This is a genomic window from Streptosporangium sp. NPDC050284 (assembly GCF_044459525.1).
In the GTDB taxonomy this organism is placed as follows: domain Bacteria; phylum Actinomycetota; class Actinomycetes; order Streptosporangiales; family Streptosporangiaceae; genus Streptosporangium.
Map to the genome: position 1 here is coordinate 291613 of NZ_JBITIZ010000009.1, position 14613 is coordinate 306225.

Annotated in this window: 11 protein-coding genes; 7 read left to right on the forward strand and 4 right to left on the reverse strand. The window is 70.6% G+C overall.

All coding sequences use genetic code 11. From position 1 onward, the window contains the following. Positions 1-7: 7 nt before the first annotated feature. The gene (locus ACIBH4_RS22535) at positions 8-1375 is read right to left on the reverse strand and encodes a hypothetical protein (RefSeq protein ID WP_362511446.1); all 1368 of its coding nucleotides are present in this window, start codon (positions 1373-1375) and stop codon (positions 8-10) included. 142 nt (positions 1376-1517) lie between these two features. Between ACIBH4_RS22535 and ACIBH4_RS22540 the strand changes: the two genes are divergently transcribed. Next, complete coding sequence (locus tag ACIBH4_RS22540; protein ID WP_362769694.1) at positions 1518-2579, forward strand: LacI family DNA-binding transcriptional regulator; 1062 nt, start codon at positions 1518-1520, stop codon at positions 2577-2579. A gap of 115 nt (positions 2580-2694) precedes the next feature. Here ACIBH4_RS22540 and ACIBH4_RS22545 read toward each other — a convergent pair whose 3' ends face one another. Then, on the reverse strand, positions 2695-3738 hold the full coding sequence (locus ACIBH4_RS22545) for a hypothetical protein (RefSeq protein WP_362769696.1): 1044 nt from the start codon (positions 3736-3738) through the stop codon (positions 2695-2697). A gap of 232 nt (positions 3739-3970) precedes the next feature. Here ACIBH4_RS22545 and ACIBH4_RS22550 point away from each other — a divergent pair, with 232 nt between their 5' ends. The 5 genes from ACIBH4_RS22550 to ACIBH4_RS22570 all read left to right on the forward strand — a co-directional run bounded on the left by ACIBH4_RS22550 (position 3971) and on the right by ACIBH4_RS22570 (position 9965). Next, complete coding sequence (locus tag ACIBH4_RS22550) at positions 3971-5002, forward strand: LacI family DNA-binding transcriptional regulator (protein WP_362511437.1); 1032 nt, start codon at positions 3971-3973, stop codon at positions 5000-5002. Positions 5003-5009: 7 nt separating this feature from the next. Continuing rightward, on the forward strand, positions 5010-6716 hold the full coding sequence (locus ACIBH4_RS22555; protein ID WP_362511434.1) for an FAD-dependent oxidoreductase: 1707 nt from the start codon (positions 5010-5012) through the stop codon (positions 6714-6716). A 76-nt stretch (positions 6717-6792) separates the two neighbouring features. Beyond that, the gene (locus tag ACIBH4_RS22560) at positions 6793-8076 is read left to right on the forward strand and encodes a sugar ABC transporter substrate-binding protein (RefSeq protein WP_362769698.1); all 1284 of its coding nucleotides are present in this window, start codon (positions 6793-6795) and stop codon (positions 8074-8076) included. Position 8077: 1 nt separating this feature from the next. Then, the gene (locus ACIBH4_RS22565) at positions 8078-9133 is read left to right on the forward strand and encodes a carbohydrate ABC transporter permease (protein ID WP_399172740.1); all 1056 of its coding nucleotides are present in this window, start codon (positions 8078-8080) and stop codon (positions 9131-9133) included. Then, positions 9123-9965 carry a carbohydrate ABC transporter permease gene (locus ACIBH4_RS22570; RefSeq protein WP_362511424.1) on the forward strand — a complete coding sequence of 281 codons (843 nt, stop codon included), beginning with the start codon at positions 9123-9125 and terminating at the stop codon, positions 9963-9965. Before ACIBH4_RS22565 ends, ACIBH4_RS22570 begins: the two co-directional genes overlap by 11 nt. A gap of 10 nt (positions 9966-9975) precedes the next feature. Here ACIBH4_RS22570 and ACIBH4_RS22575 read toward each other — a convergent pair whose 3' ends face one another. Next, positions 9976-10989, reverse strand: a complete 1014-nt coding sequence (locus ACIBH4_RS22575) for an alcohol dehydrogenase catalytic domain-containing protein (protein ID WP_362765437.1) — start codon at positions 10987-10989, stop codon at positions 9976-9978. A 101-nt stretch (positions 10990-11090) separates the two neighbouring features. On the opposite strand from ACIBH4_RS22575, the gene ACIBH4_RS22580 reads away from it, so the two are divergent. Beyond that, the gene (locus tag ACIBH4_RS22580; protein ID WP_362765435.1) at positions 11091-12809 is read left to right on the forward strand and encodes an IlvD/Edd family dehydratase; all 1719 of its coding nucleotides are present in this window, start codon (positions 11091-11093) and stop codon (positions 12807-12809) included. On the opposite strand, the gene ACIBH4_RS22585 is transcribed toward ACIBH4_RS22580, so the two are convergent. Continuing rightward, on the reverse strand, positions 12696-14396 hold the full coding sequence (locus ACIBH4_RS22585) for a rhamnulokinase family protein (RefSeq protein ID WP_399172743.1): 1701 nt from the start codon (positions 14394-14396) through the stop codon (positions 12696-12698). The two genes, ACIBH4_RS22580 and ACIBH4_RS22585, sit on opposite strands and share 114 nt — an antisense overlap. Between the last annotated feature and the right edge of the window lie 217 nt (positions 14397-14613).

Genomic DNA, 14613 nt, shown 5'->3' on the forward strand with positions numbered 1-14613 from the left:
GGCGTGCTCAGCTCCCCTCGACCTGACTCTGGTAGTCGCTCTGCACCGACTTCAGCAGGCCTTCGGGGGTCTGCTGCCCGCCGACCAGCTTCTGCAGCTGCGGGGTCCAGCTCTTGGCGTAGATCGCGCCGGTGGCGTTGGCGATGAAGTCCATCGCGCCGTTGTCCTCACCGATCTTCGCTCCGGCCGCGAGCGTGCTCGCCGTCACCGTGTCCTGGGCGAGGGGCGGCATATGAGCGTCGGCGGGACCCATGGGGTGCGATCCTCCGACCTCAACGGCGATGTCGCGCGCCTTCTGATCGCTCGCCACCCAGTTGAGGAAGAACGCGGCGCAGTCGGCGTTCTTGGCCTGGGCGCCGATGCCGAAGGTGAGGGGAGCCGACATCGCGGCCAGCTTGCCGCCCTCCTGCGCGGACGGCATCAGGAAGAAGCCCACGTCGCCCGGCATCTGCTTGTCGAGGTTGCCGGACTCCCAGTCACCGTTGAACATGAACAGGCCGTCACCGCCGATGAAGCGGCTCATCATCGTCGCGTAGTCGACGGCGTTGACGTCCTTCCAGAAGGTTCCGGCCTTGATCCAGCGCTCCAGGTGCTGCGCGGCCTGGAGGTTCGTCGGCGTGTCGATCGTGGCGTTCGGCTTCTGGAAGATCCAGTCGTTGATCGGCCCGGCCGTGCCGTAGGCGGCCATCAGACCTTGCAGGGGGAACGCCAGCCCGCCGGTGGCTCCTCCGTTGAACTGGGCGATCGGGGTGACGCCGGCCTTCTTGGCCTTCGAGATCGCGTCGTCGAGCTCGGCCAGGGTGGTCGGCGGGGACGACATCCCGATCTTCTCGGCGAGCTTCTTGTTGTAGAAGACGCCGGTCATGCTGAAGTTGAGCCCCATCGCGTACAGCGACCCCTCGCCTCGGGTCTTGCCCCCGGGGCCGAGGCGCAGCTGCGCGAGCTGGGACTCGGGCCAGGCGTCCCAGCCGAAGACCTTCGCGTAGTCGTCGAGGTTCTTCAGCAGGTTGTTCTTGACGAGTTCGGAGACCTGGGGGAGTCGCATGAGGTCCGGCGGGTCGTCCGCGAGGACACGCGGGGCGTTCTGCGTGATCACCGCGAACTGGTCCTCGCGGATGTTCCACGTGACGTTCTTGTGCTGCGCGGAGAACTCGGTGGTGAGCGCCTTCGGCAGGGGGAAACCGGTCTCGAAGTAGGCGTTGAGCGTGATCGGGTCGGTCCCGCAGGTCGGTGCGGCCGACAGCGGGGTGCTGCTGCCGGCGGCCTCCGGCTGCGGTGCGTTGTTGTTGCCCGGTGCGGCGCAACCGGCGGCCAGCGTCCCCCCCAGGACGACCATGAGCACCGCCCGGCGATGAGGGCTGAATCGACGCGACATCTGCGTCTCCTTGGTTGATCGGGAACTCGCCGGCGAGTAGCCGGATGTCCTGGGAACTCATTTGCTAAATCGGATTAGCAATGCGGTAGTCTCACCATACGTATAGCTGGCTGTCAACCCTCACAACGTGGGAGGTCTCTCGGTGAGCCCAAAGCGGGTCACGCTGGCCGATGTCGCCAAGATAGCCGCTGTCTCCACCACCACGGCATCGCTCGTCCTGTCCGGCCGAGGCCGTGAGCTGCGCATTTCCCAGGACGTCGAGCAACGAGTCCTGAAGGCCGCCGAGGAGTTGCAGTATCGGCCCAACATCGTTTCCGTGGGACTGCGCACGGGCACCACGCGGACCATCGCCTTCGTGTCCGACACGATCGCCACCTCACGGCTCGCCGGCGACATGATCAAGGGATCTCTCGAGGCCGCCCGGGAACGCGGTGTGATGCTGTTCATCGGTGAGACGGAGGGAGACCCCGAGCTCGAACGCGCCCTGCTGCAGGCCATGCAGGACCGTCAGGTCGACGGGATCATCCTGGCCTCGATGTTCACGAGGACCATCAAGGTGCCGAAAACGATAACGGCCGTTCCCGCGGTCCTGCTCAACGCGCTTCCCAGGCAGCCCTCCCCGCTTTCCTCGATCGTCCCCGACGAGGTCGAGGCCGGCCGCACCGCCGCCCGCCTGCTGCTCAAGGCCGGCCATCGCGAAGGCATCCACCTGGTCGGCGCCGGCCCCGGGATGCGCAATGTGCCCGCGGGAAGTGTCGCGGCCGTGGAACGGCTCGCCGGCATCCGCGAGGTGCTGGGCGAGGCGGGCGTCAAGATCGCGAGTGGGCGGGTCTGCCCTGACTGGCAGCCGGAGTACGGCCTCGACGCCACCCGCGCGATCCTGGAGAAGGGGCGCCCGCGCGCGTTGATCTGTTTCAACGACAGGATCGCGCTCGGCGCGTACCAGGCGCTCAGCGACCACGGGCTGAGAATCCCGCAGGACGTCTCGGTGATCTCGTTCGACGACCACCCCCTCGCCTCGTGGATGCGGCCCAAGCTCACCACGGTGGCCCTCCCGCACTACGATCTCGGCCGCAGGGCGGTGGACGTGCTGTTCGCGGAGATCGGCCACCACCGTGACGGCGGGGCCGGCAGGGAGAGCGAGACGCACCGGGTCCCGATGCCGCTGCGCGACCGCGAGTCCGTCGCGCCACCGGCGGCCTGAATCGCGCGAACCCGCGGTGCCGCGTCCTCGAGGTGCGGGCGAGGTGAGGCCCGTGACACGCCGGGATGACGCGTCACGGGCCCCGGGCGATGGCGAGTCGTCCGGGCGCGTGTTCCTAGACGGCGCGGGCGACGGCGATCGTCGAACCGCCGCGCCGGCCGGCCTCGTAGAACATGTAGGCCACGCCGCCGTCGGTGCCGAAGGAGGGCGCGGCGCTACGGCCGTTGTCGGGGGCCCCGGTCAGGGGACGGTGGAAGACGCCGAGGTGCACCTCACGGTCGAAGGCGTTGCCCACCTCGGTGAGGAACACGTTTCCGCTGTTGCCGTGATAGGCGACATAGGTGGTGTTGTTCCGCTTGAGCAGGGACGGTCCGGACAGGTCGCTCTGCCCGTCGGGGCCGGGCGACACCAGCGGGGTCGGGTCGAACCGCCAGTCCATGCCGTTGGACGACCAGCCCCAGAAGATCTTGCGGGAGCCGCCGGTGACGCCCATGAAGACCATGACGTACTTGTTGCCCAGCCCCGGGACCGCGTGCTCGAAGACCCGGGCGTAGGAGGTCTCCGTCGAGCCGGGGATCATCGCGGTGGTCAGCACCGTGCCGTGGTAGGTGAAGCGCACGCCGTCGGTCGACCAGGCCATCCGGGTGGTGTTGTTCTCGCCGTGGAAGTACATGTAGAACCGCCGGTCGGCGGCGTTCCAGATGATGTGCGGCGAGGAGATGTGGCTCACCGAGTAGTGCGGTGACCAGGTCCTGGGGATGATCGGGTTGCTCGGATACTCGGTGAACGGGCCGCCGAGCGAGTTGCCGTAGGCGAGGCAGATGCCGCCGGGCGCGTCGTGGGGGGCGTAGTAGAGGTAGTAGCGCCCCAGCGGGCTCGCGATCTTGTCGTACATGCCCCGGATGCAGGGGAAGATCAGCTCGTTGGTCGGGTTGTAGCGCAGGCTCGCCTTGTTGAACGCCGTGCCGATGTAGCGGTAGGTGGGGAATCCGGCGGGCCCCAGCGCCGCGGTCGTACCGGCCCGTACGGGCGCCTGCGCGGACGCCTGCGCGATCGCCGCCGTGGCCGTCCCGGGAAGGGCGAGCCCGAGACCGCCGGCCACGCCGGCGCCGACCGCCGCGCGCAGGAGTCCGCGGCGGTCCAGGAGGGGTTCAGACATGGAACGTCCCTTCGCGACAACTTTCACCGTGAGTGATGGTGAGAAACTTCTCCCTGATCGCAAAGATTCGGCCAGGCGTGCCCGCCCGTCAAGGTGCTAATACGGATTATCACCGGCGAAATTTCCAGGACAAGATCCTGGAGCCCGGCTCTTGACAGGATCCGCCGCTGATTGCAGGATGACGTCCCAACTTCGCTAATGCGCATTATCAGCAGATGGGACGCTACGAATCGTGACCGCCCCCGGCCGCCGGCTCACCCAGCAGGACATCGCCCGCATCGCGGGGGTGAGCCAGACGACGGTCTCGCTCGTCCTCAACAACCGGATCGACGCCGAGGTGCGCATCGCCCCGGAGACGCGCGAGCGGGTGCTGAGGGTGATCAGGGAGACCGGATACGTCGCGGACCCGGTCGCCCGGCGGCTCGCCGAGCGGCGCAACCGCATCCTGGGCGTCTTCACCTACGAGGCGGTCTTCCCGACCGCGAGCGCGGACTTCTACCACCCCTTCCTGCTCGGCATCGAGGAGTGCGCCGAGGAGATGGGCTGCGACCTGCTGCTGTTCACCAGTGCCAGGGCCGCGGGGGAGCGGCGCCGCATCTTCAACGAGGACAGCCGGGTACGGCTGGCGGACGGCTGCGTGCTCCTCGGGCGCGCCGTCGACCGCGACGACCTGGCCCGGCTGCTGACCGAGGGGATCCCCTTCGTCTCCATCGGCCGCCGCGACGACGCGGGAGCCCCGGTGCCGTACGTGGGCGCCGACTACTCGCCCGCGGTACGCGCCCTGGTCGACCGGGCGGCGGGACTCGGCCACCGGCGGCTCGCCTACGTCGGCACCGGGGCCGGTGCCGAGTCGCCGGCCGACCGCATGCGCGGTTTCCGCGAGGCGGTGGCCGCCGTCGGAGCCGAGGGAGTGCACGTGCCGGTCGTCGGCAGGACCCCCGAGGAGATGCTGGACGAGCTGTCGGCCGCGGGAGTGACGGCGGTCTTCGCCGAGGAGCCCGCCGACGCCGTGGCGATCATGCACGCGGCGGGCGAGCGGGGTCTTGAGATCCCCGGTGACCTGTCGTTCATCGCGCTGGGCGCCCCGACCAGGCCCGTCCGCGTCGATGTGGACCTCACCGGGTTCCGCATCCCGCGGCGGGAGATGGGCCGCAGGGCCGTCGAGCTGCTGGCGCGGCTGCTGGAGCGCGGCGGGGGAACGCCACAGGAACTACTGGCCTGCGAGCTGGTCGAGGGATCCACGCTCGCGCCGGTCCGGAGCTGACCGGACGGTGCGGAGCGCCGGGAACGCCAGGAGCGCCGAGAAGGCGAAGAACGCCGGGAACGGCGAGAAGGCGGAGAGAACGACGATGATGGGAGAGAACCCCGACGTGGTTGAGATATCGGCGGACGCGGTGGTCGTCGGCGGAGGACTGGGCGGCGTCGCCGCCGCCCTGGCGCTGCTGCGAGCCGGGCGCACCGTGATCCTGACCGAGGAGTACGACTGGCTCGGCGGCCAGCTGACCAGCCAGGCCGTGCCGCCCGACGAGCACTCCTGGGTGGAGCGGTTCGGTGTCACGGCCTCCTACCGGGCGCTGCGCGACGGCATCCGCCGCTACTACCGCGACCACTACCCGCTCACCGCGCGGTCGCGGGCCTGGCGGGAGCTGAACCCGGGCGCCGGGCACGTGAGCCGCCTGTGCCACGAGCCGCGCGTCGCGGTCGCGGTGATCGAGGCCATGCTCGCGCCGTACCGGGGCTCCGGCCGGCTGCGCGTGCTGCAGCCGTACCGGCCGGTCGGCGCCGAGGTCGACGGCGACCGGGTGCGGGCCGTGCGCCTGGAGCACCGCGACGGGAAAGGTGAGGTCACGGCCGTCGCGCCGTACGTGCTGGACGCCACGGAGACGGGTGAGCTGCTGCCGCTGACCGGCACCGAGTACGTGACGGGGTTCGAGTCGCAGGGCGACACCGGAGAGCCGAGCGCGCCCGCGGAGGCCCAGCCGATGAACATGCAGGCCGTCTCGGTGTGCTTCGCGATCGACCACGTCGACGGCGACCACACCATCGACAAACCCGCCGCCTACGAGTTCTGGAGAAGCTACCGGCCCGACTTCTGGGGCGACCGGCTGCTGTCCTGGCGCTGCCCGCACCCCAGGACCCTGGAGATCGTGGAACGCTCCTTCACTCCCAACCCCGACGACGACCCGCTGCTGGTGGAGGCCGACCAACGCCTCAACCCCGGTGACGCGAACCTGTGGACGTTCCGCAGGATCGCCGCGCGGCGCAACTTCGTCGACGGCGCCTACGACAGCGACATCACCCTGGTCAACTGGCCGATGATCGACTACCTGGAGGGCCCGGTCATCGACGTGCCGGACGCCGCCGCGCACGTGGCCGCCGCCCGCGAGCTGTCGCGCTCGGTGCTGTACTGGATGCAGACCGAGGCGCCCCGCGCCGACGGCGGGACCGGCTTTCCCGGCCTGCGCCTGCGCGGCGACGTCACCGGCGGCGGCGAGGACGGGCTGGCCCAGGCCCCCTACATCCGCGAGTCGCGTCGCGTCCGCGCCCTGTACACCGTGGCCGAGCAGGATCTGTCGTTCGCGGTGCGCGGGGACAAGGGCGCGGTGAGCTACGCCGACTCCGTCGGGGTGGGGATGTACCGCATCGACCTGCACCCCTCCACCGGGGGCGACAACTACATCGACGTGGCGAGCTCGCCGTTCGAGATCCCCCTCGGCGCGCTCGTGCCGCAGCGGATGACCAACCTGCTGCCCGCGTCCAAGAACATCGGCACCACCCACATCACCAACGGCGCCTACCGGCTGCACCCGGTGGAGTGGAACGTCGGCGAGGCCGCGGGGGCCCTCGCGGCCTTCTGCCTGGACAACGCCACCACCCCGCACGCCGTACGCGAGGACGAGGGACTGCTCGCCGACTTCCAGCGGCGGCTCACCCGCGACGGCGTCGAGCTGCGCTGGCCGCAGGTGACCGGCTACTGACCGGACGAGCGGCACCGGCCGGGCGACCGGTCACCCACCACGACCGCCGGGGGATTCCCAGCAAGGAGATCGGACAATGAGGACATTCGCGAAGCCCGCGGCCGTCGCGCTGGCGGCGCTGCTCACCCTGACGGCGTGCGGCGGGGGAGGCGAGGCCGCCCCCGCCGCACAGGGCCCGCAGCCGCTGCGCATGACGATCTGGACCTCCAACGAGGCCCACCTGAAGCTGTTCGACGAGATCGCCGCCGAATACCGGAAGACGCGCCCCGACGTCGGCGAGATCAAGTTCGACCCCCTCCCCTTCGAGAACTACACCACGACCCTGACCACCCAGATCGCCGGGGGCAACGCCCCCGACCTGGCCTGGATCCTGGAGAACTCCGCGCCCGACTTCGTCTCCTCCGGCGCGCTGACGCCGCTCGACGACACGCTGCGCAAGGCCGAGGGCTACGAGTTCGACGACCTCACCCCCTCGGCGGTCAAGCTCTGGCAGGCCGAGGGCAAGTTGTACGCCTACCCGTTCTCCACCTCGCCGTTCGGCGTGTTCGTCAACACCGACCTGCTCAAGAAGGCGGGCCAGAAGCCTCCCGCGGAGATGATCGAAGACGGCACGTGGACCTGGGAGAAGGTCGCCGCCCAGAACGCCGCGGTCGCCGCCGAGACCGGCAAGGCGGGCATGGTCGTCCGCGACTTCGACTACAAGGGCTGGGACAACCTCTCCACGGTGTGGGGCGGCTGGGGCGCCCAGGCCTGGAGCGAGGACGGTAAGAGCTGCGGGTTCGACAGCCCCGAGATGGTCGAGGCGATGACGTTCCTGCACAAGTCGATCTTCACCGACAAGGCCTTCCCCGGCCCCGGCACCACGGCCGACTTCTTCGCGGGCGACGCGGCGATGACCATCACCCAGATCTCCCGCGCCTCGCTCCTGCAGGAGGCGAAGTTCGGCTGGGACCTCGTGCCGCTGCCCGCCGGGCCCAAGGGCGAGTACTCGGTGATCGGCCAGGCGGGCCTGGGCGTCTTCAAGCAGTCCGCCAACGCGGAGCTGGCGGCCGACTTCCTCGCCTTCTTCACCAACCCCGGCAACTCGGCCAAGCTCGCCGCCTACTTCCCGCCGCCCCGGGCCTCCCAGCTCACCGCCGACACCCTCGCCAAGAGCAACCCGCTGCTCAAGCCCGGCCAGCTGCAGGAGGTCGTGATCGGCGGCATCGAGAAGGGCGTGGTCAAGCCCAACCACACCGGCCAGGCGGAGCTGTCGCAGACCGTACGGGCCGCGCTCGACCCGCTCTGGCAGCCCGGCGCCGACGTCAAGGCCGTGCTGGGCGGCGTGTGCGCCAAGATCCAGCCGATGCTGGGTGCGTGACGTGGCCGCGTCACACCCCCGATCCGCGGTGACCGGCCGGGCCGACGCCCGCCCGGTCACCGGCGACCGGGCAACCCGCCGGGCGGCGGAGGGCACGGAGGCCGAGGGCCTGCCTCACGGCCCCCGGCGGGCCCGCCGGGCTCGCGAGGTTTCCGGCGGCGGTGGAGGCCAGGTGTTCTGGACCACGCGCCGCCGCGACAACCTGGTCGGATACCTGCTCGTCGCCCCGCAGCTCCTCGGCAGCCTGCTGTTCGTGCTCCTGCCGCTCGGACTCGTCCTGTGGTACAGCCTGCACGAGTGGAACGTGCTCGCCGGGACCTTCGAGTTCGTCGGCGGGGAGAACTACGACAGGCTGCTCGCCGACGCGAACCTGCGCGAGGTCCTCGCGGGGACCGCGCTGTTCTCCGCCGGGCTGGTCGTGCTCAACCTCGGCCTCGCCCTCCTCCTCGCGATCCTGCTCAACCAGCGGCTGCGCGGGACCACCTTCTTCCGCACGCTGTTCTTCTCGCCCGTGGTGGTCTCGCTCGTCGCCTGGACGATCGTGTGGCAGTTTCTCCTGCAGGACGACGGCGGACTCAACGGCCTGCTCGCCGTCGCCGGGGCCGACGGCCCCAACTGGCTGCGCGGCGAGGGCACCGCGATGCTCTCGGTGATCGTCGTACAGGTCCTCAAGAACGTCGGCCTCAACATGGTGCTGTTCCTCGCCGCCCTCCAAGGGGTGCCGGCCCAGTTGTACGAGGCCGCCGAACTGGACGGCGCCGGGGCGTGGACCCGCTTCCTGCGGATCACCGTCCCCCTGATCAGCCCGACCATCCTGCTCACCTCGATCATCACCGTGGTGGGGTCGCTGCAGGTGTTCGCGCAGATCGCGGTGCTCACCCAGGGCGGCCCGGGAATGTCGACGACCGTCCTCGTCTACTACCTGTACCAGCAGGCGTTCCAGTTCCATCACTTCGGATACGGCGCGACGCTGTCGGTCCTGCTGTTCGTGATCGTGGCGCTGCTCACCGTCGTGCAGTGGCGGATGCGCAGGAGGTGGGTCTTCAATGAGACGTGAGATACCGGTACGGCTGAAGACGCTCCTGTACGGCGTGCTGTGCGTGTTGTGCGTGCCGTTCGTCTTCCCGACCTGGTGGATGGTCACCTCGTCCCTCAAACCGGTCAGCGAGATCTTCGCCTTCCCGCCGAGGCTGCTGCCCGCCGACTGGGACTTCTCGGCCTACGGGCAGGTCTTCCGGCTCCAGCCCTTCGCGGGCCAGTATTTCAACAGCCTCTACATCGCCCTGGTCGTCACGGCGGGCACGATGGCGGTGGCCGCGATGGCCGGGTACGCCTTCGCGCGCATCCGCTTCCCCGGCCAGAACGTCCTCTTCGTCGTCGTACTGCTCGGGCTGCTCATCCCGAGCGAGGTCACGATCGTCCCGCTGTTCCAGATGTTCCACGGGCTCGGGCTGACCGACACCCACTGGCCGCTCATCCTGGTGCCGATCCTCGGCGCGCCCGGCGTGCTGGCCACCTTCATCATGAGGCAGTTCTTCATCAGCCTGCCCGGTGAGCTGGAGGAGGCCGCCCGGGTGGACGGGCTCGGCCGGTTCGGCACCTTCTACCGGGTCGCGCTGCCGCTGGCCCGCCCCGCGCTCGGTGCCGTCGCGATCTTCACGTTCCTGCACAGCTGGAACCTCTACCTCGAACCCATCGTGTACCTCTCCTCGCCGGAGAAGTTCACCCTCCCGCAGGCGCTGACCCAGTTCGTCGACGCCTACGGCGGGCCGATGTGGAACGTCCAGCTCGCCGCCGCCTCGATGACCGCCCTGCCGGTGCTCGTGGTGTTCGTGCTCGCGCAACGACAGTTCATCGAGGGCCTGGCCCACACCGGCCTGAAGGGCTGAGAAGGGCAGGTCAGGCCCGGGGGTCGACGTGGATCTTGGGGCCGGGACCGGAGCCCGCGGGGCGGGAACCGGAGAGGATCTCGCCCACCTCGTCGAGCCCGACGACGGCCGCCACGAGCGGCCGGGGGTCCACCGAGCCGGAGGCGTAGTGCTCGATCGCCCCGGCCAGGCCGGGCGAGGCGCTCAGAATGCCGACGGCCGTGATGTCCTTGAGCACCAGCAGGCGGGTGTCGACGGTGCTGGGGGTCGACGCCAGGCCGATGTAGACCACCCGCTTGCCGGGCTCCACCAGATCGACGGCGAGGGAGGGCAGGCCGGGGGCGTTGGAGGCGTCGATGACGGCGTCGAACGGGAGCCCGGGAAGCCGGTCGGCGGTCCACGCCCCGTGCACCCCGAGGGTGCGGGCGAACTCCAGCGACGGCTCCGACAGGCCCATGATGTGCACCTCCGCCCCGTGTGCCAGGGCGAACCCGGCGGCGAGCAGGCCGATCGTCCCCGGCCCCAGCACCAGCAACCGGTCGCCGGGGGCGAGGGCCGCGGCCTCGACGGCCCGCAACGCGTTGCCGCCCGGCTCGACCATGGCCCCGGCCACCGCGTCGACCGCGTCCGGCAGGGCGTGCAGCGCCGTGACCGGCACGGGCAGGCGCTCGGCGAGGGCGCCGGGCCAGCCGCCCCGGATGCCGATCTCGAAGCGGTCCTCGCACACGTGCTGCAGCCCGCCCAGGCAGCGGCGGCACCTGCCGCAGCCGAGCATGGTGTCGCCCGTGACGCGGGTGCCGATCCAGCCGCCGTCGACGCCCTCGCCGACCGAGGAGACCGTCCCGCACCACTCGTGGCCGAGCCGCATGGGATAGCGGGCGTGGTCCTCTTCGAGATAGGCCATGTCGCCGCTGAAGAACTCCATGTCGGTGCCGCACACCCCGGCCCGCTCCACGTCGACGACGACCTGTCCGGGGCCGGGAACCGGCGGATCGACGTCCAGCACGGCGAAGCGGCGGGGCCCGGTCACAACGAACGCTCTCACGGTTGGAACCTTCCAGACGGCACCGCCGGGCGGGGACAGAGGTAACAGAGGTACAAGAATCGGGCTCCGTAGACTACCGTTCGGCAAATGGGGCTGAAAACGTGACGGCGGAACGACGTAGCTCGCAGTGGTACGCGGGAAACGATCGCAACGCCTACATCCATCGAGCCTGGATGCGGCGAGGGTTGCCCTCGCACGCCTTCGACGGCCGTCCGCACATCGCCATCGCCAACACCGCCTCCGATCTCACACCGTGCAACTCCCATTTCGACGAGGTGGCCGAGGGCGTCAAACGGGGCGTCTGGGAGGCCGGCGGCGTCCCGATGAACCTGCCGGTCGTCTCGCTGGGCGAGACGCTGGTGAGGCCCACCGCGATGCTGTGGCGCAACATGGCCGCGATGGCGATCGAGGAGATGCTGCGGGCCAACCCGATCGACGGTGTGGTGCTGCTGGGCGGTTGCGACAAGAGCATCCCGTCCCTGCTGATGGCCGCGGCCTCGGTCGACCTGCCCGCGGTGGTGCTTCCCGGGGGGCCCATGCTCACCGGCACCTTCCGCGGAGCGCAGCTGGGCTGCGGCACGGACGTGTGGAGGCTCAGCGAGGAGGTCCGCGCGGGCACCCTGAGCGAGCAGGCGTTCCTGCGCTCGGAGTCGTCGATGATCCGCAGCAGGGGCCACTGCAACACCATGGGCACCGCCTCCACCATGGCCTGCGTCGCCGAGGCGCTCGGCACCACCATCCCCGGCATCGCGGGCACGCCCGCCCCCGACAGCCGTCTGCTGGAGGGCGCTCATGAGACGGGGCGGCTCGCCGTCGAACTCGTCGAGCGGGATCTGCGTCCCAGCGCCCTGCTGACCAGGGGGTCGTTCCTCAACGCGATCGTGGCGCTGGCCGCCGTCGGCGGATCCACCAACGCGGTGGTGCACCTGCTGGCCATCGCGGGCCGGCTCGGCATAGAGCTCTCTCTCGACGACTTCGACCGCGCCGGCGCCGGGGTGCCGCTCCTGGCCGACCTGCAGCCGGCCGGCCGGCACCTGATGGAGGACCTCCACCGTGCGGGCGGGCTGCTGGCCGTGCTGCGCGAGGTGCGCGACCTGCTGGACCCGGAGGCGCTGACGGTGACGGGCAGGCCGCTCGCCGACCACCTGGACGAGGCGCGGATCTGGGACGAGACCGTCATCCGCCCGCGTGACCGGCCGCTGCAGGAGGCCGCGGGCATCGCCGTGCTGTACGGCGACCTGGCGCCGTCCGGAGCCGTCATCAAGCCCGCGGCGGCCTCGCCCGAGCTGATGCGCCACCGGGGCCGTGCCCTGGTCTTCGACAGCGTCGAGGACATGCACGCGCGGATCGACGATCCCGATCTCGACGTGGACCCCTCCACGGTGCTCGTGCTGCGCGGGTGCGGCCCCAAGGGCTACCCGGGGATGCCCGAGGTGGCCAACCTGCCCCTGCCGGCCAAGCTCCTGGAGCGCGGGGTGCGTGACATGGTGCGGATCTGCGACGGCAGGATGAGCGGCACGGCGTACGGGACGGTGGTCCTGCACGTGTCGCCCGAGGCCGCGGCGGGCGGCCCGCTCGGCCTGGTGCAGACCGGTGACCCGATCGTCCTGGACGTCGAGGCCAGGCGCCTGGACATCGACATCCCGCCGGAGGACCTGGCCAGGCGCCTGCCCTCGGAGACCATGCGGGAGGCGTTCGCCGCGCCCTCACGGGGCTGGGAACGCCTCTACGTCGACCACGTGATGCAGGCCAACCGGGGAGCCGATCTCGACTTCCTCGTCGGCTCCAGCGGTGACGCGGTCGCCCGCGAGTCCCACTGACGTCGCTGTCGCCGGTGACGTCACCGGCGGTGCCGACGCCGCGTGACGGGCCGGGCGCATCCGGTACCCGGCGGCCGGCCCGTGCTCCGTGCCGTTCCAGCCTCCCTCGGTCCCTGTCAGCCGCCGGTAGCGGGAGTAGGCGATCTCGTACGGTTCCCGCTGCCCCGAGGGAGAGAACGGCCGGGGTCTGAACGAGCGGCGGACCACCTCGCGCAACTCGGTGAGGGAGCCGATACGGCCCTCGGCCATCGCCTGGACCAGCAGGTTGCCCACGGCGGTCGCCTCCACGGGGCCCGCGAGCACCGGCCGTCCGGCGAAGTCGGCGACGAGCCGGCAGAGAGTGTCGCTGGAGGCCGCGCTCCCCACCAGGTGCACGGCCTCCACCCGCCGGTCGCTGAGGAACTCGGCCTGCTCCAGGGCCCACCGGTAGGAGCAGGCGAGGCTCTCCAGGACGCAGCGCACCGTCTGCGCGCGGTCGGCGGGCGGTGCCTGGCCGGTCGAGCGGCAGTAGGCCCCGATCCTGGCCGGCATGTCACCGGGTTCGAGGAACCACGGATGGCCGGGGTCGATCAGGGGACCGAAGGCGGGTGCCGCCGCGGCCTCGGCGACCAGATCCGCGTACGAGGTGCGCACCCCCCAGGCCCTGCGGCACTCCTGAAGCAGCAGCAGGCCGTTGAGGGTTCGGGTGAAGCGCACGGTCCCCATGACACCGCCCTCGTTGGTGAAGCCCGCCAGTCTCGCCTCCCGGCTCGTGACCGGCGCGTCGAGCTCCAGCCCGGCCAGCGAGCGGGGGCCGAAAGAGACATAGCCCACCGATCCGGACGAGACGGGAAGCGCCGCCGCCGCGGATGCGGCGTCGTGGCCCGCCACCGCGACGACCATGGGCGCGGCGCGGCCTCTCCCGTTCCGGTCGCCACCCCTCCTGCCGCTCCCACCGTTTCCTCCGCTCTCGCCGCGCAGCGGGCCGACGACCGTGCCGGGCTCGGTGAGCCGGTCGGCGAGCAGGTGGCGGGGCAGGCCCAGGCGGGTGACGATGCTGTTCGCCCAGCGGCCGGTCCTGACGTCCAGCAGCTGGCTGGTGCTCGCGATCGTCCGCTCGGTGAGCATCTCGCCGCTCAGCCAGAGCGTGAACAGGTCCGGCACCATCGTCAGGTGGTCGGCCGCGTCCAGGAGCGGGGAACCGGCGTGCGCCAGCAGCTGGCAGGCCGTGGTGCCGGGACCCGGATGGACACCGGTCAGCTCGTAGTGGTCCTGCCAGGAGACGAGTCCCGCCAGTCCGGAGGTGTAGGGGTCGCGATGGTGGCGAGGGTTGGCCAGCAGCCGCCCGTCGCGGTCGAGGAGCGCGAAGTCGCCGCCCCAGGCGGTCACGCCCACGCTGGTGAGGCGGTCGCGGGCGGCGGCCAGCGCGATGCCCCCGCGAGCCTGGGTGAGAAGTCCGAGCACGTCCCAGTACAGGCCGTCGAGAACGCGGACGGGCCGGTTGGCGAAACGGTGCACTTCACGCACCGAGAGCCGTTCACCATCGAATTCGCCGGTCAATACCCGGCCGTTCTCAGGTCCGAGATCCACGGCCACGTACACGGGCACGGGTGCAAGGATAACCGGAGAGACTTTACTGATACGGGAGATATATCAGAAACGGTAGGTGAGGCAGCTCACAGGTTCGTCTTTCTCCCCGGGTTCGGCCGCGAGGGTCTTTCCTGGAACCCTTCCCCGACGGTTTCACCCGGTGTGGTCAAGCGGTCCCCACCACTCGGGCGCGTACCGTCACCATTCCCGTCTGGCTCGATCTCGGTCGGCGTGG

Bases quoted from the DNA above. Each gene is read 5' to 3' on its own strand.
- ACIBH4_RS22570 (WP_362511424.1), top strand. From the start codon at position 9,123: ATGAGACGTGAGATACCGGTACGGCTGAAGACGCTCCTGTACGGCGTG.
- ACIBH4_RS22535 (WP_362511446.1), bottom strand. From the start codon at position 1,375: ATGTCGCGTCGATTCAGCCCTCATCGCCGGGCGGTGCTCATGGTCGTC.
- ACIBH4_RS22545 (WP_362769696.1), bottom strand. From the start codon at position 3,738: ATGTCTGAACCCCTCCTGGACCGCCGCGGACTCCTGCGCGCGGCGGTC.
- ACIBH4_RS22560 (WP_362769698.1), top strand. From the start codon at position 6,793: ATGAGGACATTCGCGAAGCCCGCGGCCGTCGCGCTGGCGGCGCTGCTC.